We start from the raw sequence: 22,075 nt of genomic DNA on the forward strand, positions 1-22,075 counted from the left end.
TTAATTAATAAAAAGCGTGCTTTAAGGCAGGCAAATAAATCAGACAATATGACCAATAAAATAGTGGAGTTATCAACTATGGTTAATGTAAGAAAAGCGATAGGGGCTGCATTAGTTATATTCAGTGCCTTAGTACTTTCAGCTTGTGGTGGTGCTGGTTCTGAGGTTGATTCGGGTAAACTCTTAGTTGCCTGTGACATACCTTTAGTACCCAACGCAACAGGCGAATGTGTAGATCCACCACCGATTCAGTGCGACGCACCTACGGTACCAAACGCAGCAAACGACGCCTGTGTCGTTGGATTTAACTCATCTTTACCAGCGCCAGTATTTTTCCCTGGAGCTGACCAAGCGGTGCTGTATTACAACCGCATTGCGGTAGATGCTGACAACTCACCGGGTGATCCAGCGTACACCGGCTATAAGCTGCATACATGGAGTAACGATGCGTGTGATGCCTATGCAGATCCTGATACCGCTTGGGATTCAGGCCGAGTGCACGATGCCATTGACCCTGTTTACGGTGCTTATTGGATACTTGATCTAAAACCAGGTTATGCAGACACGCCGGGAGCATGTCATAATTTCATTATCCACATTGGGACAGATGATGCGGGTAAAGAAATGGGTGGCGGCGACTTCCAAGGTAGCTTGACCCAAGACGATCCTACCTTTGTACGTATGAATTTTACCTTCTCTGGTAATGATGTGATTTACGAATTCCCGATTGATTCTCTAGGAGAGCAGCCGGTATCAGTTGAAGGTGCTGCTGCACATTGGTTAGACCCTCAAACTATTTTATGGAATGTTGATGATGCGATTGTAGATACGGTTAAATTGCACTACTCACCAACAGCTGATATTGAAATTACGCTTGAAGATGGTGTATTGAACAGCACTACGGTCGAATTAACCGAAGTTGATTTGACTGACGAGCAAATTGCAATTGCACCTCATTTGAGCGGCATTACAGCGTTTGCGGGAGATTGGTCTGTTGATGATGCAAAAGCAGTATTGAAAACCCAAGCTATTTTAGGTGCTTACGATAGTGAAGGTAAATTAGTTGCTGCAACGCGCATGCAAAGTAGTAGTGTATTAGATGAGCTTTACACTAAAGGTGAAGCCGACGCAGACGAAGCAGCGCTTGGTCCGATTTATACTGATGCAGGCATTAGCGCCGCTGTTTGGGCGCCGACCGCGCAAAATGTTGCCTTAAAACTTTATAATACTGATAAAACACTGGCTACAAGCAATGCGATGACGCTCGACCCGGTGACTGGTATTTGGACTTACAACGGTAATATGAGTATGGATCGTCAGCTATATCGCTATGAAGTGACGGTTTATTCGCCAGTCAATGACGCGATAGAAGTATTAGACGTAACTGACCCTTATTCAGTTAGTTTATCGGTTAATGGTCGTTTCTCGCAGTTTGTTAACCTAAACGATGATGATTTGAAGCCTGACGGTTGGGATACGCATGATATTCCTACCATCGAGAACTTTGAAGATATGGTCATTTACGAAGGACATATTCGTAACTTTAGTATTCGCGATGAATCAACAAGTGCTGAAAATCGTGGTAAGTTCATGGCCTTTACGGAAAAAGACTCAGCGCCTATGCAGCATTTAAAAGCGTTGCAAGAGAAAGGCTTAACGCATTTCCATATGTTACCCGCTAACGACATTGCCACTATCAACGAAGATCCAGCTCGTACCATTGAATGGACCGACACTATCGCTGATTTCTGTGCCTTAGCGCCAGCAGCAGAAGTGTGTGGCGATGCTTCGCTTTTAGGAATGACCTTTGAAGAAGCCTATAACAGCTTTGATCCATTGCGTGATGCTCAAGCATTAACCAATCAAATTCGTAATTTCGATTTATATAATTGGGGTTATGATCCGAAGCACTTCAACACACCTGAAGGTAGCTATTCTTCAGACGCTGACTCGGTTGCTCGTATCAAAGAAATGCGCGCAATGAACCAATCACTGCACGAAATCGGCTTACGTGTTGCGCTTGATGTAGTGTACAACCACACGAATGCGTCAGGCCTGTTCCAAAACTCAGTGTTTGATAAAGTCGTCCCTGGTTATTACCACAGATATGCCATTGAAACCGGCGATATTATTCGTGAAACCTGCTGTGACGATACTGAGCCACGTAACCGTATGATGGAAAAGTTCATGGAAGATTCACTTCTTATGTGGGCTGAGCAATATAAGTTTGATTCCTTCCGTTTTGACATCATGAGTCAGGCATCTAAAACCACTATGGTTAATTTGTTTGAGTCGGTAAAAGCGGTAGACGAAGACACTTATTTCTATGGTGAAGGTTGGGGTAAAAACACTGCCGACTATGGGGATTTTGAAATTGCCAGTCAGTTCAATATGGCAGGCACCGAAATAGGTACCTTTAACGACCGTATTCGCGAAGCGGTTCGCCAAGGTGAAATTTTTGCTAGCGAAGCCAGTGACGCTGCGTTAAGTGCCCAAGACCGAGTGAAAATGAGTTTAGCCGGCACATTGTCAGACTATGTATTAAAAACATCTTCTGGTACCGATGCTGAAACGTCTACTTTAGGTGGTTATGCACAAGACCCAGCAGACATTATCAACTATGTGTCAAAGCATGATAATGAAACCTTATGGGATCAGTTCAACTATGTTTTACCGGCCGATATTAGCCTCGAACAACGCGTTCGCGCACAAAATATTGGTATTGGTATTCCGCTTATGTCACAAGGTATTCCATTCTTGCAAATGGGTGGAGACTTCCTTCGTTCGAAATCAATGGACAGAAATACCTATGATTCGGGTGACTGGTTTAACTACGTTGACTTCACCATGCAAACAAACAACTGGCATGTTGGGCTACCTTTAGCGCAAGACAACGAAGGCCGTTGGGACGAAATGCAGTCATTTATCTTCTCGCCAGAGCGCGCAGCTTCGATGAATGAAATTGAGTTTGCCTCTACTGTTTTCAAAGAGTTCTTAAGCATTCGTTCTACAAGTCCTTTGTTTAGACTAACAAATGCACAAGATATTAAAGACAGAATTGGCTTCCATAACTTAGGTGCTCGTCAGCAACAAGGCTTAATTGCCATGAGTATTGACGATGGTATAAATGCAGATGGTGTGGTGTTAGATGATTTAGACATGAACTATGACGCGCTTATGCTAGTTATCAACTCAGGCTACGAAGAAAAGTCAATTGAAGTACTTACTGCTGCTGGATTTGAACTTCACAATACCTTAGCAATGTCTGTTGACCCAGTTGTTCGTGGCGCAAGCTTTAGTGACACCTCTGATGAAGAAACAAGCAAAGGTACTTTTACTGTTCCTCCACTGACCATGGCCGTATTTGTGAAAAATCAAGGTACAGAGCGTGGATACGGTATGTCTGCAATAGCGACCGCCGGTGCACCAGATGTTGTGCCTTATGGCGATACAGTTGTTTACCTGCGTGGAAGTATTACAAGTTGGGATGCGATTAGCCCAATGGAATACAAAGGTAATGGCATTTATGAAATAACCACCGAAATGACAGCCGACACTGATTACTCGTTCAAGGTTGCGTCTGAAGATTGGGCGACCGTAAACTTAGGTAACTCAAGCGATGCAGTGGTGACCGAAGGCGAAGCGAAAACACTTGTTCAAGGTGACGATAACCTAAGTATTCGAGTAGCGACTAGTGCTAGCTATGTATTCTCACTTGATGCTAGTGACACCAGCAACCCAATGCTTACCGTTGTAAATGAAGAACCTTATGTAGGTAATCCTATCTTCATTCGTGGCGGCATGAATGGCTGGGGAACCGGTGATGAGTTGGTCTACCAAGGCGGTCGTATTTATACCAAGGCGATTGACTTAGATGCACAAGCTTACGAATTTAAGGTAGCTAACGACGGCTGGTCAATGCCTAATTTAGGTGGCGCGAGTGCCGACGATATAGACACAGTAGTGACGCTTGGAGAAAATCAGAACCTTGTTGAAGGCGGTGAAAACTTGAAGCTGAGCATCACCGAAGCAGGGTCGTATGTGTTTATCTTTGACACTGTTGACTTGTCGGCACCTGTTATCCGCGTTTTTGCCCAAGAGTTCTTTGGAGCAAATACGGTGTACATTCGCGGGACAATGAATGGCTGGGGCGAAGCTGACGCCCTAACTTATGACGGCAACGGCGGCTATTCGGTGAATATCACCTTAGATGGCAGTGATGTTGTATTTAAAGTTGCGACGGGCGATTGGTCTACTGTTAACTTAGGTGCCAATGGCGCTGAAAATGCCGCAGTAAACATTGGCGAAAGCAAGGTATTGTTTAAGGGAGAAAACCCCGACAACATGACAATTGCCGCACCTACAGCTGGTGACTATGAGTTCAAGGTCCTTGGGCCTGATGCAAATGCACCTACCTTAACGATTACACCTTTAGACTAATGTAGTCAGCAGAAGTATTTAGTTAATGCAAAAGCCGCTTCAAACGAAGCGGCTTTTTTAAAAAGCAAAAAGGGGGTCAGGGTCACTTAATCCTCCAAAAAGGGGGTCAGTGTCAGTTTCACTCAATCCTCTAAATCTTACTCCCGCACCAGCATCGTTAGCCCTCCCCAGTCAGATTTATCACACCCCGTCAGATTTATCACACTCCGTCATATTTGCCACCCCATGTCATATTTGCCACCCCCGTCATATTTGCGTAGGCAAATATCTCCTAAACCATCCCCTAAGTATAATGGGAGCACCTCAGACACGGCCCTTTTTTCAAACTTTAATACTGTAGACGAAAGAAAATGTTAGCCTTAATACAGCTATGGGAGATTCAGTTTGGCATACCCACCCAAACGGTTCAGATATAGGTAAATCTGATTGGTTCTTTTTGATAATGCAAAGGTCAATACAAGGATGGGTATTTTCATCTGGCAAAAAACTAGCTGCTTATGAATACTCTGGAGCATCCAATAACAAAGAATGGTATCGACAAAATTATAATTTTCGAGTGTCGGAACATTCGACTTTAAAATTTACTCGTCACGGCAACAATTATTGGACGAGCGAGACTGTTACTTTTAACAAAGGTCAATAAGGATATTTAAATGTTTCTCAACATATTTAAAAAAATAGCTCTGTTGAGTTTGTTTATGTTGTCACTATCTGTAAATAGTTCAACAACGCCATATGGAAATGATAAAAGTTCAGTTTTCAGATACCTAAACGAAGCTGAATTCATCGGCGTCGTTGTGAAAACTGGAGGGCCTTTAAATTGGAGCGAATTTGATCAAAAACTGACTGCATGGATTGACACAGAAATAAGTTACCAAGATAGAAGACGCCTTTGGTTAAAAAGCCGTAAAACACAACTTGATTCTTTTATAATACTAAAAAGTTTTACGGACAATTACAGTGTAGGTGATTTGATATATAGTCAATATCAAGGTAGCTTATCCTTTGACAAAGACATTGGAGAAACTACTGGGATTGTCTTATTTCGAGGTTTACTTAAAGATTCAAAGAAGGGTGTTTTACACGAAGAGTGCGGCTTTTTTTTCGAAGACCGTCTGTTAGCCGCGCTAAAAAATCAACCAATTAAAGATGGAGAACTTAAGCGCTATTTCTATGAGAATAAATTGCTACCTTGTATGAATGAATGAAGAATCGAAAAGCGAAAAGGGGGTCAGTGTCACTTCGAAAAGCGGTTCCCTCAGACACGTCACCCCTTTTTTGTTCGCAAATGATTTTACCAAGTAATATTTCCCAGAACTAGTGAGTGGTTATAGAGCAATGTTAAAATGAAAGGGGTAAATATAAAATATAGCGGTCGAGATTATGTGGTTTTAGCTTGGCTTATTAGCTCTATGTTTTTACTTCCATTGTTATAAGCAAAACCCAATTAAATCATAGTAGGATATAAACCTGTGGATATTCTTGATAAAACTTTTGAGTTACTTCGTGAAAACAAGAAGGCCGAAGCGTATTTTTTGTTAAAAAAAGCTGAAAAGCAAGGAGAAGTATGGGCTTTTTTGGAATTAGCATACTTGTTTGGGCAGGAGACATCGGAAGATTTTAAACAAGACTTTGAACAAGCTTATTTTTATTATTGTAAAGCAGCAGAAGAAACACAAGATGTGTATGCTTACAAAGTACTTGCGCATTATAACTATAAAGGTATTGGTATTAAAAAGAACCTGAGTAAAGCTATTGAATTTTGGAAGATAGCTAGCGCAAAAGGATGTATGGTTGCCGAACTCATGTTAGCTCGCTCTTACAGATATGGAAATGGAGCGGACAAAGATCTATTCAAAGCTAGAAATCACTACAACTTGGCTATAGCTAAAGGAAGTTATTTAGCTTTGAGAGAGCGCGGGAGTTTTGATATCAGAAATGGACGGATTATTAAAGGTACTGTCGATATCCTGAAAGGAATATATTTTATTGCTATTTTGACTTATAAAGACGTTTATAAAAATGGATGCGTTACTGATGAAAGGGTCTCAACATATTAGTCAAAACATGTGTCTAATACCATGTTCATAATAAAAGGATATGCCGAAATGAGTGATAATACGTTAGCCATAATTATTTTCCTTACATTATTAATTGTATTGAATACGTATGTGTCATTTTATATCGCGAAAATGGACGATTTAACTATGTTTCAGAAAACTGCACAGATAGTCTTAATTTGGTTGTTACCGATTTTTGGTGCATTGGGGTTATTTGCATTGAACAAAAATAACAATGCTGATACGTATTCAAGTAAACGCTCAAGTGCTGGTCATCATTTTAATGGGGGAGATGGTGGTGAATGAATAAGTGACCCTGACCCCTTTTTTGCTTTTTTTGCGCCCGCAAGCAATGCCCTGCGATAGTAGTGCCGTGCCAATGCGTTTTCGCCAATTGCTTCTAGTTGTTCTGCGGCTTGAATTGCATACAAACCGTTGTGGGGGAGGGCGTCAGCTAATATTTGTAGGCATTTCATTACCATTTTCGAGTTGTTTTGCTTGCGGTATTGGGCCAAGTTTTGTTCAATCATTTGCAACCAGTCTATGCGCTTATTAAAGTGCTGAAGTCCGAGTTCTTGAGCCTTATCACTGGGCAGGGGAAGTGTTAGGGGAATGTTTGTGCTTACAAAAGGGTATTCCGATTTTAGTTTCATGGCGTTCGCAAAACCAATATATTCTTCACTGGGCAAAACTAAGCGTTCAGGCCACGCTTTAGTAATCGGGATATTTTGCCAAGGACTAAAATACTGGCCTTTGGCAATGCCATTATAGAATGCTTCACTAATGACATAGTAGCCGCGCAAATTAGGATGCAGATGCTCTAACATGAGTTCGTTACCAATTATTTTATTGGGACTTTGCGCTTGCAAATAGGCATGCGCATCAACATAGCCTGCATCATATTGTTGCGCTAATGCCTTGATGATGTCATTCACTGCTTGAGGGGCTCTAAATTTTAATAAATCATGGGCAACTGCAAGCTCGTAATGTTTCGCGGCAAGGTCACCTGCACCGCGCTGTTCAAAGAGCTTTCCTAATTCAAAATGCAATAAGGCGGACTGACTGGTTGCTAACGTAGATGAAATTGACCCTAGCTCTTCAATTTTAAGACTTGCGGCTTTTGTACTTATTGTTTTTACCAGCGGTGCATATTTGGCTTCAACTTCAGCACTCTTAAGTGGTGCTTGGTCTTTATGATTACTCCCTATGCTTGAAATCAGCACCTTAATGCCTGCAGATTGATACTTCGCTAGTAAATCGCTCATATTCGTTTCAAATTGATATAAACCCGCATTGTAAACATCGCTATCAAAAGGAATACTCTGATTTTCGGCGACCTTGGCCATCATTGTCGTGCGCGCTGGCTTTTGTTGCTTATCTGAAGACGACCCTTGTAGTTGTGACAATGTCCATTGAAACAGCTGAAATAAGCGCATGTCTTTTAGCCATAACATGCTGCGAGTCAACCAAAAACTTGATGACGTACTGTAGTTTGAGCTGGCGCCCATAATTCCCAAAAACTCATTATGCCCTGCATAAATCAGCACCAAGTCGGGGTCTTGTGCAATGATGTCATCGGCTAAATCGAGCAAGGTGTGGCTATTGACCGCGGCCATGGCTGTATTGATTACCTCAACCTGATGGGCTGGCAGACTTTGACGCAAACGTTGCTCTAAAGTACCCGACAAAGAAGCCCCTAAACCATAAGGAAATCCAGCCGCCGTGCTACCACCTTGGATAAAAATACGAAGACCGTCGGTAGGTTTTTCGGCTAAAAAGAAATCAGTCTCCATGCTTACAGCAGGAGGATTTTTAGCAAAGGGAAAATAACGCTGCATCACATCAGGACGAGCGAGTAAATAATTTTGGTGCGCTGGGTTTTCTATAAATAGTGGCGTACTTTTACCAAAACCTGCTACCCGTAAAACAAGCTCTATTGCGACAAAAAAGAATAAGGGGATGGCAAGGGCAATAAGGTAAAAGGCAACTTTGTTGTGAGATTCTGCGCTTTTCTTATTTTTCATTTGATCAATACCCATTACCGCTTCCTAAAGTAAAAACTATTTGATTTGCTGCTTTATTTGCGCAGCTCTTGTATTGTTCGGTTCCATGGCTAGGATGGCATCTAGCCTTGCAATTGCCTCTTCCTTTTTACCTAATTTAAAATAGATTTCAGCCAAAGACAGTTGATAATTAGTATCAGCCGGAGCAAGGGCGACGGCATTGAGGCCATAGTACTGCGCTAAAGGAAGAAGATTTGCTTTTAGGTATAGTAAACTCGCCGCTCTTGCCACTTTAGGCTCTAAGGGGATGGCATCAAACAATAAGCCTGCAATATTCGCGGCTTTCGCTAATTGCTGGGTCTTTTGATAATACTCGAAAAGAGTTTGCTGAGTATTAATCCACGAATTACCGTCGATTCTATCAATAGCGATACGTGTTATCTCGTCGTTAGCGCTTGGTTTATTCACGCTTTGTTTATTATCTACAAAGGGGTAGTCAGAGGTAAGTTGTGCAATTTTGTAGTCAGCGTAAATTTCATCAACTTTTGTTAATGGGCTTAGCTGCCATGCCTGTTCGCGCGTAATTAAATATTCGCTTTTGGGTAAGGATGACTCTAGTAAGCCTTCGTAAAACGCTTCACTTAGCAGAAAATAACCACGATGATTGGGATGTAAATGTTCTAACATCAGGTTTTTACCAATCAATGGTGTGCCATTTTTATGCAGATAGGCATGTGCATCAATAAATTTTGCTTTATGTTTTGCTGCCGCGTTTTTAATAATCGTTGAAAACGCACTAGGTGCACGAAAACGCAACAAGTCATAATCTATCGCTTTTTGGTAGTAGCCATGTGCGCTAGTTACATCGCCTGATTGTTCGAACTTTTTTGCCATGGCATAAACATAGTCAGCATGGGCATGTTTGTTTGCAAGGGCAATATCGCTTGATGTAATTGCGCTTTTTTTGGCGTTGCTAATAAGCTTTTGACTTAAGACATCTAAATGCTCATTTTTAGTGGAAGAAAATGGAGCTTGGTCGCTTTCATTCGCCACTAAATTTGAAATTAAAACCGGAATTGAGGCTTTCTCAAAAATGCTTAATAGGCCATTGATGTTTTGCTCAAACTGCTCAATGCCAGCCTGATAAATTTCATCTTGATATTTAATCGCTTTATTTTTTGCTACTTGTGCCATTACTGTGCGTTGATTGTTTGTTGTGTGCCTTGTATCAGCGCTAAATATTTTGTAATAACTTACCTGAAGTAATTGAAATAAACGCAATTCTTTTATTGCTAAATAAACGATGTTCGCAAAATGACTGCCTTTACCCGCATAGACTGAGCCAACACCCATCACCCCTAAAAACTCATTATGGCCTGCATAAATAAGCACCGCATCAGGTTTAATGTCAGCGACTTCTCGGCTAATATCTAACAAGGCGTAAGTATTAATACTCGACATTGCCACCGAAATAATTTCGATGTTTTTTGAAGGGTGGCTTGCCTTTAAACGTTGTTTTAGCATGCCTGCAGGTGATGCAAATCTGCCATAAGGAAAGCCCGCCATAGTTGAGCCGCCCATGGTCACTATACGAAAAGTGTCAACAGCTTTAGCTTTTTTAAATAAATATGTGTCAGGTGCCACACTGGGCGTTTGCGCATTGGGCGCAAAGTAGCGTTTTATTAGCTTAGGATTAGGTTGCAGGTAGCCTTCGAATTGTTCTGATTTTATAAATAGCGGGTAGCTTTTGCCATAATTACCAGCGCGAAGCCCAAGTTCTAGCAACAGAAAAAGCACTATGGGGATACTAATTGCAATGATGTAAAAGATGGACTGTTTTAGTTTCATAGCGCTTTTTAATTATGTTGTAGTGGCTTTTATGACAAAACAAGGCTGTTACTACGACTTAGATTAGCATAGCTAGCAGTCGTGTGGCGACTTTGCATACCTATTCATTCGTAAAAAACACTAGAATTGGTTAACGTGCTGTTTACATGTAAAAAGTCATGTATTATTAGTGCTTTGTTATCGTCAAGTGTTTGGCCTTCGAATACGCTCGATGTTGGTATTACAGTACCAGTGGCCCTCAACGTAGTTATATTGGAATACATGGGAACTTCTTTACATCAGGCTTCTGCGCATCAGGTATCTTCACTTGAAAATAGTGACAACGCCGATGTTTATATATTAGGTATCTCAGCCTATTATCATGACAGCGCAGCCGCTATTTTAAAAAACGGCGAAATTATCGCTGCCAGCCAGCAAGAAAGGTATAGCCGCAAAAAGCACGACGCCAGTTTTCCTGAGCAGGCTATTAGCTTTTGTTTAGGCAAAGCAGGCATCGACATAGAGCAACTTAGTGCCGTCGTATTTTATGATAAACCCCTACTAAAATTTGAACGTTTGCTAGAGACTTATTTAGGCAATGCTCCTCGTGGCTATCGTTCGTTCGTAAAAGCGATGCCGGTCTGGTTGAAAGAAAAACTGTATTTAAAGAAAGTCTTAAAAGATGAATTAAAACAGCTTATCTATAATAACTATGCTTTACGTCAAAATGTTTCTAAAAGTCGCGCTAAAGACCTATTAAAAAAACAACTGACCTTGCCGCCATTGTTATTTTGCGAACACCACCAATCTCATGCCGCTGCCGCCTATTATCCTAGTCCTTTTACTGAGGCCGCTGTGGTGTGTTTAGATGGAGTAGGAGAGTGGGCCACCTCGTCTATCTGGCAGGCGAAAGACGGTGAAATCACGCTCTTAAAAGAAATTCAATTTCCACATTCTCTGGGTCTGCTTTATTCCTCTTTTACCCAGTATTGCGGCTTTAAAGTAAATTCAGGTGAATATAAATTAATGGGGCTAGCACCTTATGGTGAGCCTAAATACGTGGACCTTATTTACAAACATTTAATTCATTTACGTGATGACGGCAGCTTTACCCTTGATATGACTTACTTTGATTTTGCCAAGGGTAGTACCATGACAAACAAAGCTTTTCATCAGTTGTTTGGTGGCCCGGCTCATGAATATGATGCGCCAATGACACAAAAACAAATGGATTTAGCCAAATCCATACAAGTCGTAACCGAAGACATTGTATTGAAAATAGTAGATGTCGCGCATGAGTTAACTCAAAGTGAAAATTTGTGCTTGGCAGGTGGTGTGGCTTTAAATTGTGTGGCTAATGGTCGTATATTGCGCACAAGTAAATTCGCGCAGCTTTGGATCCAGCCGGCTGCGGGTGACGCAGGAAGTGCTTTGGGCGCAGCTTACCAAGCATGGCATCAATATTTTGAAAAGCCGAAAATCGCGCCATCAGGTCTCGGATTATCAGATTACATGCGTGGTAGCTATTTAGGAGACCGTTTTGAACAAGCGCAAGTAGAGGATGCCTGCAAGGCGCAATCGTTAACTTACCGCACGGTAAATGAAGCAAATTTGTATAACGATATCGCTGAGCTTTTGACTCAAGATAAAGTCGTAGGGTGGTTTCAAGATGCGATGGAGTTTGGCCCTAGAGCATTGGGTAATCGTTCTATTTTAGGCAACCCATGCAGTCAAACGATGCAAACGCAAATGAATTTGAAAATCAAACAACGAGAATCGTTCAGGCCCTTTGCACCAGCAGTGCTTGAAGAGGAGCTTTATGACTGGTTTGATATACGCACACCAAGCCCCTACATGCTTATTACAGCGCCGGTGCAAGAAAAGCACCGTTGCGAAGTCCCGCCTGAAAAAGGCTTGGCGCAATTGTCACAAATTCGAAGTAGACTCCCGGCTATCACCCATGTGGATTTTTCTGCGCGGGTGCAAAGTGTAAATAAGCAAGTTAACCCTAAATTTCATGCCTTAATAAGTGCCTTTAAAGCAAAAACGGAGGTAGGTGTGTTAATTAATACCTCGTTCAACGTTCGCGGCGAGCCGCCCGTGCGCACACCTGCTGATGCTATTCGTAGTTTTTTGGCAACAGAAATGGATGTATTAGTTATGCAAAATTGCGTCTTACTAAAAGAAGAGCAACCTAAGGCCGCTATCGACTTGGCTAAACAAACCCAATTTGAAAAAGACTAATGATATTACTGACTGAGATTATCTATCATGCATAAACTTAAACAATGGTTTAGTGACTTTATTATGCTTCCGCTCGTTGATATGCACGACGAAGATGCATTGAAAAGTTTTGCAATCAGCATGAGCATTGCATTTCCTGTGATTTTTATGGCTCTACTACCTTGGCTTTTTAATGCAACAATCCCTAAGTGGCCTGCTGCTTTGAGCCTTGTGTTGATGTTTTTCTATTTTCTAGCACCGCGTTTTTTATACTACCCGTATATTGTATGGATGTTGATAGCATCGGTTCTTGGTTTCATCAATACGCGCATTATTTTGGCCTTGGCCTACTATTGCTTAATTGTGCCCATCGGCCTTTTTATGCAGTGGCGCAAAGGCTTACAATACAAACATCATGTTGATGGCAAATCAGCTTGGGTCCTGCGTGATAAACAGGCAACAAAAGAGAACTTAAAGGAACCATTTTAATGATTGAATTCATACAAGACCTGTTTGCTTTTTTAAAAGTACGCAAAAAAATTTGGTTATTGCCCATTATTGTCATACTTGCCCTATTAGGCGCAGTCGTTGTTGCCACGCAGCAATCTTCATTAGCGACCTTCATTTATACTATATTTTAAGCTTTATTAGTTGGCCTATGCACTTTGCAGCATAAAGCTAAACAAGATAGCGCTACAGAATTACCACTATGAGTCTAAATAGAATAAACAAAGACAAACCTGACTTACCTATTAACACAATTGTGCCTCAACTGCTGAGCACAATAGGCGAAAACGACTGCATACTTTCTGCTCCCCCAGGCGCTGGCAAGTCAACCTATTTGCCACTTGCGTTGCTAGAATTAGCATGTTTTGCTAATAAACAAATATTGTTGTTACAACCAAGGCAAGTAGCGGTGCGTTCGATTGCGAACTTTTTGGCTTTGAGTTTAGGAGAAAAAGTAGGCCAAACTGTTGGCTATCAAATGCGCGGTGAATCGGCGATAAGTGCAAACACGCGCTTGTGCGTTATCACAGAAGGCTTGTTGATAAGCAAATTGCAAAATGATCCAATGCTTAGTGATGTGGGTCTTATCATTTTTGATGAGTTTCATGAGCGTAGTCTGCCTTCGGATATTTCACTAGGCTTGAGTTTAGAAGTACAAGGCGGCTTACGCGATGATTTGCGCATACTCGTGATGTCGGCAACCCTAAACATGCAGGCACTTAGCCAACTAATGCCCCAAGCAACACAACTGAAATGCGAAGGGCGCAGCTTTCCCATCAAATACCACTATAAGCCTGTGCCAAGTGTAGCGGTAAAGGGGGGCTTTTCTAATCCACAACTTCAGCTTATCAATACGATTGTTGATACGCTGAGCACCGCATATGAACTTGACGAGGGAAACATTCTGGTTTTTTTGCCGGGGGCCGCGATAATCAATAAAGTAAAAAGCGCAGCCGAAAGACTGCCTTTAGCAAATACCATTATTGCGCCGTTGTATGGTGCGCTTTCTCCAGCACGGCAAAAACAAGCAGTTGACGCACCGCCACCAGGACAGCGCAAAATAGTACTTGCAACTAACATAGCAGAGACTAGTTTAACCATTGATGGCGTGAATATTGTTATTGATAGCGGACGCGAAAAGGTACAACGTTTTGTGGTGCCCAGAAAACTCAATCAATTGAGTGAACAAATGATCTCAAAGGCCTCTAGTATTCAGCGAGCAGGGCGTGCTGGCCGCCAACAAGCCGGAATATGCTATAGATTATGGTCACAAGAACAACAGCAGTTTTTACAAGAAAATGCGCCCGCACAAATAACACAAGTCGATATTAGTCAAATGTTATTGACCCTATATGAGTGGGGGAGCGATTTTGAACAATTGCCCTTAATCGACAAGCCTAGTGCCGCGCAAATAGAGTATAGCGTTGAGTATTTGCGTCAATTAGACTTTATAAATGATGACAAGCAAATAACCGCACAAGGGAAGCAAGCAAGTCAATTTAATACTCATCCAAGTTTGGCAAAATTACTGTTACTAGCAAAGCAGCAGTCGAATGAAGAAGTCAAAGTGCTAAGTAGCCTAGTCGTCGCACTTATGGAAGGGAAGTCGTTGAGTTCACAAGCTAACAGCATCGATATTGTTGTTCAATGCCGTTATGCATTAGCACTACTTAGCGCAACAAAACAAACGCAAATTAGCACTCAGTTGGCAAAAGACCTCAATCGAATAACAAAACAATTAGGCCTTAAGAATAATTCTTCAGTGATATTGAACACGCTCATAAATCGAGAAGATTTAGCGGTCCTTGTTGGGGATATTTTATTGCCGGCTTTTCCCGACAAAGTTGCGTTAAAAAGAAATAACGGAGGCTATGTTTTAAGCAATGGCACCGGGGCTGAATTTTTGCAAAATGATGAAACTTTGATGCCGCAGTGGATCATTTGCACGCAAAATCAACTTAGCCGCAAAACAAATGCAGTGATACGCCAATACTGCGAGCTTTTGCCTGCGACAGTCGATGCGTATTTACAAAAAATGGCGCAAAGTTCTACTAAGCAGAGCTGGGATGAAGGTTTATCAAAAGTCGTTTGCAAACAGCTTAAGCATTTAGGAGCAATTGAGATCTCTAGTCAAGCATGTTCGTTTGAACCTGATGAAAATACAAGTGAACTCATTAAAGCGCAAATAAAGAAAAGAGGTTTATATCCTTTACTCGGTAAAGCCAATACATTGCTAGCTAGAATGGCCTTAGCAAAACAAATTGATGCTGAGTTTTTACAAGACTTTCCTGATGTTTCAGAAAATTCACTTCTTGCAAGCGCTGACACTTGGCTAGTGCCGTATTTACACAAGGTAACGACTTGGCAGCAATTGACTAAACTCAATTGGGGCGACATTGTCGCATCCACACTAAACTATCAACAGCAGCGCTACCTCAATGACTATTTTCCGACGCATTTTACTGCGCCAACAGGAAATAAACATAAACTAGACTATAGCCAGAGCGGCAAAGTCACCTTAGCAATTAGAGTGCAAGAACTCTATGGCTTAAACGAGCAAGTCACCGTGGGCAAAAACAAGCTTCCGCTTACGCTGTCACTGTTATCACCCGGCCACAAAGAAATTCAGAAAACCGCTGACCTCCCTAAGTTTTGGACCGGTAGCTATTTTGCGGTGCAAAAAGAAATGAAAGGACGCTATCCAAAACATTATTGGCCTGATGATCCTGCTTCAGCAAATGCGACGACTAAAACCAAAAAACGAATGGGAGAGAACTGAACTAGATATGTTCAAGCGGAAGTGCAGTAGAATACTTTATGCTTTCCATCGCAAAGCTTGAGGTAACATCTTGCAGGTCTATTCCGGCGATAAAACGTTTATAGAAGTGATCAAAACGGTGCATATCTGCAACCTGTACCTTTAATAAATAGTCATATTCGCCACTCATTCGATAAAACTCAGTGATCTCTGGAATAGAATCAGCATGTTTGGCAAACTTATCAAGCCATGCCTTATCATGCTTTGCTGCTTTGACTTGCACAAATACAGTCATAAATAGGCCCAGTTTTTCAGGACACAAAAGCGTAACTCGTTTTAGGATTACGCCTTTCTCTTCTAAAATTTGTATACGACGCCAGCAGGGCGACACACTTAAACCGACTTGGCTGGCAATATCCGCAACTGAGGAACTTGCGTCTTGTTGTAGGCAGCTAAGAATAGCTTTATCAGTACGATCTAATTTCATAAAAACACATAATGTTAGAAAATATTTCTAATACTTTACATTAACGTAGATTTTTTGGAAGAAAATACTGCGTTCACAATGTCATTATAAGCTCCTAACTCATCTACTTTCAGGAAACATAGGACGATGTTGTCAACAGCAAAATGCAAGACCAATAAATCAATGCTAGCGTCAAGTTCTTGCGCTAGTAACATATACGAGCTAGAGCCAAGTGACACGCAAATTGCTGGTGCCCCCACCATTTATCAGAACATTCTTGAAACCATTGGTAACACCCCCTTAGTTCAGTTGAATCGTCTAGCTAAACACTATTGTCTACAGGGAAATATACTCGCAAAGGTCGAATATTTTAATCCTGCTGGCTCCATCAAAGACAGGCCAGCAATGGCCATGATAGAATCCTTAATGGCATCAGACGTATTTAACCAGCACACTGAAATTATCGATGCCACTTCAGGTAATAATGGCGTTTCTTGCGCGTGGATTTGTGCGTACTATGATATACCCTTGACGATAGTCATCCCTGAACATATGAGTATTGAGCGTCGAAAAATGATCCATCATTTTGGTGCGAAAATCGTCACTACGCCAAAAGAGCTTGGCACTAAGGGGGCAATTGACAAAGCCAAAAAGCTTGTTACTCAACCATCCAAATGCCGTGATGCTTGATCAATTTAGTAATCACGCTAATCCGATCCAACATGCAAAAACGACCGCGCAAGAATTGCTATATGACACCCAAGGTAAAATAGATATATTAGTTGCGGGAGTAGGCACAGGTGGCACTATAACTGGCGTTGGGCGAGCTTTGAAACAATATAAATCAAGTATAGAGATAGTTGCTGTAGAACCAAGTACATGCCCAATGTTGTCTAAGGGAGTGAAAGGTCCCCATGCAATACAGGGTTTAAGCTCCGGCCATATCCCTGACATACTCGATCTTAAAATTATCGATAGAATTATTACAGTGAGTGACGAAGATGCGCTAAAACATGCTCGGCTGTTGGCGCTTAAAGAAAGCTTAGCGGTTGGTATTTCAAGTGGTGCAGCAATATGCGCAGCCATTCAACTTGCCGCTATGCCCGAAAATAGAAATAAGAATATTGTCGTTATATTGGCTGACACTGCAGAACGTTATTATAGTACTGTGCTATTCGAATATGCATCTGATTTCTAGAGACTATAAGCGGAATAAATACGCTTTTATATTTATACAATCAAAGAAAGTCTTTAATGCATACGTTTGCAACTGTTTTAACATCTCGTTAACGGTTATTCTATCCCTTAAGTTTATATAAAAACGACGATAAGGGTTAAGTTTTGAATCAACAACGTTTTCTTCGGCCAGCAAAAATTAGCTTGTGCATTTGCTTGTTCAGCGCTAGCTTACTGAGTTTATCTGCATGTGAACAAGCAACACATACCAAAGAAGAACAAGCAATCGACGCAAAACAAAAGGCGCAACACATGAGCACATCAAGCACTGCGCTGCATCATAAACAAGGGGAAGGAAAGCCGGTTATTTATCAGGTTTTTACGCGTTTGTTTGGAAATACAAACAGCACCAACAAACCTTGGGGTACTATTGAAGAAAATGGCGTTGGTAAATTTGCCGATTTTAACGACAAAGCCTTAGAGGGAATAAAAGAACTAGGTAGCTCTTATATTTGGTATACCGGTGTCGTGCACCATGCTGTGATTAATGATTATTCAAAATACGGTATTTCCTTGGATGATCCCGATGTTGTAAAAGGCCGCGCAGGCTCGCCTTATGCGGTTAAAGACTATTATGATGTTAATCCTGATCTCGCTATTGAGCCTCAAAACCGCCTCGCAGAATTTGAGGCTTTAATAGAACGCACGCACCAACACGACATGAAAGTACTAATAGACATCGTACCAAATCATGTTGCACGTAAATACGAATCTAAAAACTTACCTGAAGGGCAAAGCAACTTTGGTGCAAACGATGATACTGGCCAAGAATATGCTAAACATAATAATTTTTATTATATTCAAGGGCAGTCATTTGAAGTCCCCGACGGTGAAAATGGCTATCAACCCTTAGGCGGCGAAAATCACCCATTAGCCGATGGCAAATTTGACGAAAACCCAGCAAAGTGGACTGGCAATGGCTCGCGCGCTGCCAAACCAAATGCTAATGATTGGTATGAAACGGTTAAAGTAAACTACGGTGTTAAACCCGATGGTAGTTACGATTTCCCGCGCCTACCAGAACAGTACAATGATTTAGGTCACCAAGCCCATTATAAATTTTGGCAGCAGCATGCTGACCTACCTGACTCTTGGTATAAGTTTGAAGCCATCGCCCATTATTGGTTAGACAAAGGCGTAGATGGTTTTCGCTACGATATGGCTGAAATGGTTCCGGTGGAGTTTTGGTCATTTCTAAATTCATCGATTAAACACAAATACCCAGAAGCATTGTTGTTAGCAGAAGTCTATCAGCCTCATTTGTATAGAGATTATATTCACTTGGGCAAAATGGACTATCTGTACGATAAAGTCGAATTTTATGATGCGCTAAAACTTGTGATGCAAAACAAAGGTCCGGCATCCCCCTTAGCCAACATTCAAACTAATTTGGCCGATATTGAAGAGCATATGCTGCACTTTTTAGAAAACCATGACGAACAACGTATTGCTAGTCCTGACTTTGCTGGGGATGCAGAAAAAGGTAAACCTGCGCTGGTTGTCTCTGCCTTAATAAGTCGGTCGCCAACTATGTTGTATTTTGGTCAAGATGTAGGTGAAGATGGCAGCGAAGAAACTGGTTTTGGCGACCCAACTCGCACCACAATATTTGATTATGCAGGCGTGCCTGCCCATCAGCGATGGATGAATAACAAAGCCTTTGACGGCGGTAAGTTGAGTGAATCTGAAAAAAATCTGCGTCAATACTATATTGATGTGATGAATATTTCTGCCCATAGGCCAGAAATGCTGGGCGCTTATCAAAGCATTCATGCTGATAATTTAGGCCAACAAGGCGCATATTCTGAACAGCAATTTAGTTTTGTTCGTTATACAAATAACAGCGCTTTATTAGTTGCCAGTAATTTTAGCGACAAGCGTGTTGAGCTAGACCTTAAGATCCCCCAAGAGCTAGTTCAACAATGGCAATTAAAAGATGGCAGCTATGCGCTCACAGATTTACTAACAAAGGCTGAGAATTCGTTATTGTTAGTGCAAGGCGAAGGCAACTATTCTATTAGCTTAGCGCCAAACGAATCATCCATACTCGCACTTTCGTTTGGGCGAGGTGAATAATTGTGAAGACATTTATGCCATTTATACCGCAACGATGCTTTACACGTCTCATTAATATCATGTTTTTAGTACTGGTCTTTTCGCTACTTTTTGGCGCGAACGCCAAGGCCGAGCGCAGTTTTATTGATGCATCATTTAAAGACAATCGTGTTGAAATTCGCTTAAGCGATAGTCATTTGACTATCACCCCGCTAAACGAGGGCAGTGTGGAGGTATTTTACCAACCAACTGATCTGAAACAATTACCTTCTTTTGCATTACCCAAAGATCATGCTATCTATAAAGATGCAGAGTTAAGCAAGACTCAATCGGGCTATGCATTACGACTTGCTGACCTTATTGTTCATATAAACACTGCGCCTTTTGCACTGTCATACCATAATGACGCCGGGCTATTAACTGCTGAAGAAAGCGGCTTATTTGCTCACGAAACGATACGCGGATTTAGATTCAAACTAGCAAGTGACGAAGCGCTGCTAGGCGGCGGACAACGAGTATTGGGTATGGATAGACGCGGGCATAGAATGCCACTGTACAATCGCGCGCATTACGGTTACACCACCGAATCAAATCAAATGTATTTTTCGTTGCCAGCAGTAATGTCAAATAAACCTTATATTATTGCCTTTGATAATAGTGCAAATGGTTTTTTAGATATAGGTCATACACAGCAAGATGTTTTGCAGTTTGAAGCCGACGCAGGTCGCACATCCTACATTGTGAGTGCAGGTAAAAACCACTACGAATTAATTGAAAACTTTGTTAGTGCAACAGGTAAACAACCCCTACCACCGCGCTGGGCTTTAGGTAACTACGCTTCTCGTTTTGGTTATAAAAGCCAAGAGCAAGTTCTCAATACAATCGACATGTTCGAAAAACAAGACTTCCCTGTTGACGCTGTCGTGCTCGATTTATATTGGTTTGGTGCTGACATAAAAGGGCATATGGGGAATTTAGAATGGGACCTTGTAAATTGGCCTGAACCTGAAAAAATGATCAAGACCTTAAGTGACAAAGGCGTCAATACTATTATGATTACTGAGCCTTTCATTTTGTCATCTTCAAAGCAGTGGGATTCGGCAGTAAAGCATCAGGCCTTAGCTAAAAATCTAGCAGGTGAGCCCCGACGTTTTGACTTCTATTTTGGTAACACAGGACTTGTCGATGTATTTAACGAAAAAGCCCAAGACTGGTTTTGGCAATACTATCAAAAACTAAACGACCAAGGCGTGAGTGGTTGGTGGGGCGATTTAGGTGAACCCGAGGTACATCCCGCTGATACCATGCATCAATTTGGCAAGCAGCAAGTCACCGCCAATGAAATTCATAATGCTTATGGTCATAAATGGGCCGAAATGGTGTATAACAAACAGCGTGAAGCCTCCCCCCAAAGGCGACCTTTTATTATGATGAGAGCAGGCTTTTTGGGCTCACAACGCTACGGCATGATCCCCTGGACAGGTGATGTTGACCGTTCTTGGGGCGGCCTTAAACCGCAAGTAGAATTAGCGCTTCAAATGGGTATGTTTGGTCTTGGCTATATTCATTCAGATTTAGGTGGATTTGCTGGAGGGGAGGAATTTGACTCAGAGCTTTACATCAGATGGCTACAATACGGCGCATTTCAACCGGTATATAGACCCCACGCTCAAGATCATATTGCTCCCGAACCGGTTTTTCATGATCAACAAACCCAAGATATAACGCGAGAGTACATAAAGTTACGTTATCGATTATTGCCATACAATTATAGTTTAAGTATTAATAATTCGCTTAACGGCATTCCCATGATGCGCCCCTTGTTTTTAGACTATCCAAGTCAAGCCATTGAACGTACTGATGCTTATTTATGGGGAGATGCCTTTTTGATTGCGCCAGTTGTTGAAGCCGGACAAAGTGAAAAAACGCTCCTGTTGCCAGAGGGTGTGTGGTTTGACTATTGGCAACATACGCGCATTGACGGCGGTAAATTGCATACGCTTAAAGCGCCTCTTGAGACCTTGCCTGTACTTGTCAAAGCGGGGGCCTTTATCCCGAGTGTTGGCGATATGCAAAATACTAAAGCTTATTCTAGCAAGATTTTGCGAGTAGATTATTATGCCGATAAAAGCGTTAGTTCTGCTAAGTACACGCTTTATGAAGATGATGGCAAAGACCCTGAAAGTATCCGCAATAATCATATACAAACACTTAGCTTTACGAGTGAACATAAGCTTGTTTCAGATGGTGAAGAGCTCAATATCCTTGCTTTGGTAAATGGTGACTATGACCGAGCCCCTAAGGCTCGACAAATTAAAATGTATATTCACGGGATATCGAAAAAACCGCAACAGGTTTTTGTGGATTCAAAGCGGATTGCTTTAGTTAACGATTTAAGCGCATTTGAAAAAGGCGAGGGGGCTTATTATGACCAAGCTAATATGCGATTGATGGTAAATGGCACTTTGGTCAAAAAGTTGAGTATTAGCCTAAAATAAAC

General features: G+C 41.7%; 15 protein-coding genes. 12 read left to right on the forward strand and 3 right to left on the reverse strand.

What is annotated here, in order from left to right:
- Positions 1-78 precede the first annotated feature (78 nt).
- From AC0L6H_RS14440 to AC0L6H_RS14455, 4 genes are all read left to right on the forward strand, one after another.
- Entirely contained in the window at positions 79-4,440 is a 4,362-nt protein-coding gene (locus AC0L6H_RS14440) for an alpha-1,6-glucosidase domain-containing protein (RefSeq protein WP_473394545.1), read from the forward strand.
- 653 nt (positions 4,441-5,093) lie between these two features.
- Positions 5,094-5,648, forward strand: a complete 555-nt coding sequence (locus tag AC0L6H_RS14445) for a hypothetical protein (RefSeq protein ID WP_473389790.1) — start codon at positions 5,094-5,096, stop codon at positions 5,646-5,648.
- Positions 5,649-5,912: 264 nt separating this feature from the next.
- A complete protein-coding gene (locus AC0L6H_RS14450; protein WP_473389791.1) occupies positions 5,913-6,500 on the forward strand; it encodes a tetratricopeptide repeat protein in 588 nt (195 codons plus the stop codon).
- Positions 6,501-6,548: 48 nt separating this feature from the next.
- The gene (locus AC0L6H_RS14455; RefSeq protein ID WP_473389792.1) at positions 6,549-6,806 is read left to right on the forward strand and encodes a hypothetical protein; all 258 of its coding nucleotides are present in this window, start codon (positions 6,549-6,551) and stop codon (positions 6,804-6,806) included.
- On the opposite strand, the gene AC0L6H_RS14460 is transcribed toward AC0L6H_RS14455, so the two are convergent.
- Complete coding sequence (locus AC0L6H_RS14460) at positions 6,776-8,539, reverse strand: SGNH/GDSL hydrolase family protein (protein ID WP_473389793.1); 1,764 nt, start codon at positions 8,537-8,539, stop codon at positions 6,776-6,778. The two genes, AC0L6H_RS14455 and AC0L6H_RS14460, sit on opposite strands and share 31 nt — an antisense overlap.
- A gap of 21 nt (positions 8,540-8,560) precedes the next feature.
- Positions 8,561-10,351: an SGNH/GDSL hydrolase family protein gene (locus AC0L6H_RS14465; RefSeq protein ID WP_473389795.1), complete on the reverse strand. Its 1,791-nt coding sequence runs from the start codon at positions 10,349-10,351 to the stop codon at positions 8,561-8,563.
- Positions 10,352-10,612: 261 nt separating this feature from the next.
- Here AC0L6H_RS14465 and AC0L6H_RS14470 point away from each other — a divergent pair, with 261 nt between their 5' ends.
- The 4 genes from AC0L6H_RS14470 to hrpB all read left to right on the forward strand — a co-directional run bounded on the left by AC0L6H_RS14470 (position 10,613) and on the right by hrpB (position 15,839).
- Positions 10,613-12,574, forward strand: a complete 1,962-nt coding sequence (locus tag AC0L6H_RS14470; RefSeq protein WP_473389796.1) for a carbamoyltransferase family protein — start codon at positions 10,613-10,615, stop codon at positions 12,572-12,574.
- 27 nt (positions 12,575-12,601) lie between these two features.
- The gene (locus tag AC0L6H_RS14475; RefSeq protein WP_473389797.1) at positions 12,602-13,042 is read left to right on the forward strand and encodes an SxtJ family membrane protein; all 441 of its coding nucleotides are present in this window, start codon (positions 12,602-12,604) and stop codon (positions 13,040-13,042) included.
- On the forward strand, positions 13,042-13,194 hold the full coding sequence (locus tag AC0L6H_RS14480) for a DUF5989 family protein (RefSeq protein WP_473389799.1): 153 nt from the start codon (positions 13,042-13,044) through the stop codon (positions 13,192-13,194). Before AC0L6H_RS14475 ends, AC0L6H_RS14480 begins: the two co-directional genes overlap by 1 nt.
- Positions 13,195-13,262: 68 nt before the next feature.
- The gene (gene hrpB / locus AC0L6H_RS14485) at positions 13,263-15,839 is read left to right on the forward strand and encodes an ATP-dependent helicase HrpB (RefSeq protein WP_473389800.1); all 2,577 of its coding nucleotides are present in this window, start codon (positions 13,263-13,265) and stop codon (positions 15,837-15,839) included.
- A gap of 1 nt (position 15,840) precedes the next feature.
- On the opposite strand, the gene AC0L6H_RS14490 is transcribed toward hrpB, so the two are convergent.
- Positions 15,841-16,305, reverse strand: coding sequence for an Lrp/AsnC family transcriptional regulator (locus tag AC0L6H_RS14490; RefSeq protein WP_473389801.1), 465 nt, complete (start codon positions 16,303-16,305; stop codon positions 15,841-15,843).
- A gap of 126 nt (positions 16,306-16,431) precedes the next feature.
- Here AC0L6H_RS14490 and AC0L6H_RS14495 point away from each other — a divergent pair, with 126 nt between their 5' ends.
- The 4 genes from AC0L6H_RS14495 to AC0L6H_RS14510 all read left to right on the forward strand — a co-directional run bounded on the left by AC0L6H_RS14495 (position 16,432) and on the right by AC0L6H_RS14510 (position 22,073).
- Positions 16,432-16,974 carry a pyridoxal-phosphate dependent enzyme gene (locus tag AC0L6H_RS14495; RefSeq protein ID WP_473389802.1) on the forward strand — a complete coding sequence of 181 codons (543 nt, stop codon included), beginning with the start codon at positions 16,432-16,434 and terminating at the stop codon, positions 16,972-16,974.
- A complete protein-coding gene (locus AC0L6H_RS14500; RefSeq protein WP_473389803.1) occupies positions 16,922-17,482 on the forward strand; it encodes a pyridoxal-phosphate dependent enzyme in 561 nt (186 codons plus the stop codon). The genes AC0L6H_RS14495 and AC0L6H_RS14500 overlap by 53 nt, the downstream gene beginning before the upstream one ends.
- Positions 17,483-17,625: 143 nt before the next feature.
- Positions 17,626-19,596, forward strand: a complete 1,971-nt coding sequence (locus AC0L6H_RS14505) for an alpha-amylase family glycosyl hydrolase (protein ID WP_473389805.1) — start codon at positions 17,626-17,628, stop codon at positions 19,594-19,596.
- Between the two features lie 2 nt (positions 19,597-19,598).
- Positions 19,599-22,073, forward strand: coding sequence for a glycoside hydrolase family 31 protein (locus tag AC0L6H_RS14510; protein WP_473389806.1), 2,475 nt, complete (start codon positions 19,599-19,601; stop codon positions 22,071-22,073).
- Positions 22,074-22,075: the final 2 nt, after the last annotated feature.

The organism is Glaciecola sp. G7-5 (assembly GCF_055808975.1).

Coding starts and splice junctions, on each gene's coding strand:
- AC0L6H_RS14440 (WP_473394545.1), top strand. CDS start 79: ATGGTTAATGTAAGAAAAGCGATAGGGGCTGCATTAGTTATATTCAGT.
- AC0L6H_RS14445 (WP_473389790.1), top strand. CDS start 5,094: ATGTTTCTCAACATATTTAAAAAAATAGCTCTGTTGAGTTTGTTTATG.
- AC0L6H_RS14455 (WP_473389792.1), top strand. CDS start 6,549: ATGAGTGATAATACGTTAGCCATAATTATTTTCCTTACATTATTAATT.
- AC0L6H_RS14460 (WP_473389793.1), bottom strand. CDS start 8,539: ATGGGTATTGATCAAATGAAAAATAAGAAAAGCGCAGAATCTCACAAC.
- AC0L6H_RS14465 (WP_473389795.1), bottom strand. CDS start 10,351: ATGAAACTAAAACAGTCCATCTTTTACATCATTGCAATTAGTATCCCC.
- AC0L6H_RS14470 (WP_473389796.1), top strand. CDS start 10,613: ATGGGAACTTCTTTACATCAGGCTTCTGCGCATCAGGTATCTTCACTT.
- AC0L6H_RS14475 (WP_473389797.1), top strand. CDS start 12,602: ATGCATAAACTTAAACAATGGTTTAGTGACTTTATTATGCTTCCGCTC.
- AC0L6H_RS14480 (WP_473389799.1), top strand. CDS start 13,042: ATGATTGAATTCATACAAGACCTGTTTGCTTTTTTAAAAGTACGCAAA.
- hrpB (WP_473389800.1), top strand. CDS start 13,263: ATGAGTCTAAATAGAATAAACAAAGACAAACCTGACTTACCTATTAAC.
- AC0L6H_RS14490 (WP_473389801.1), bottom strand. CDS start 16,305: ATGAAATTAGATCGTACTGATAAAGCTATTCTTAGCTGCCTACAACAA.
- AC0L6H_RS14495 (WP_473389802.1), top strand. CDS start 16,432: ATGTTGTCAACAGCAAAATGCAAGACCAATAAATCAATGCTAGCGTCA.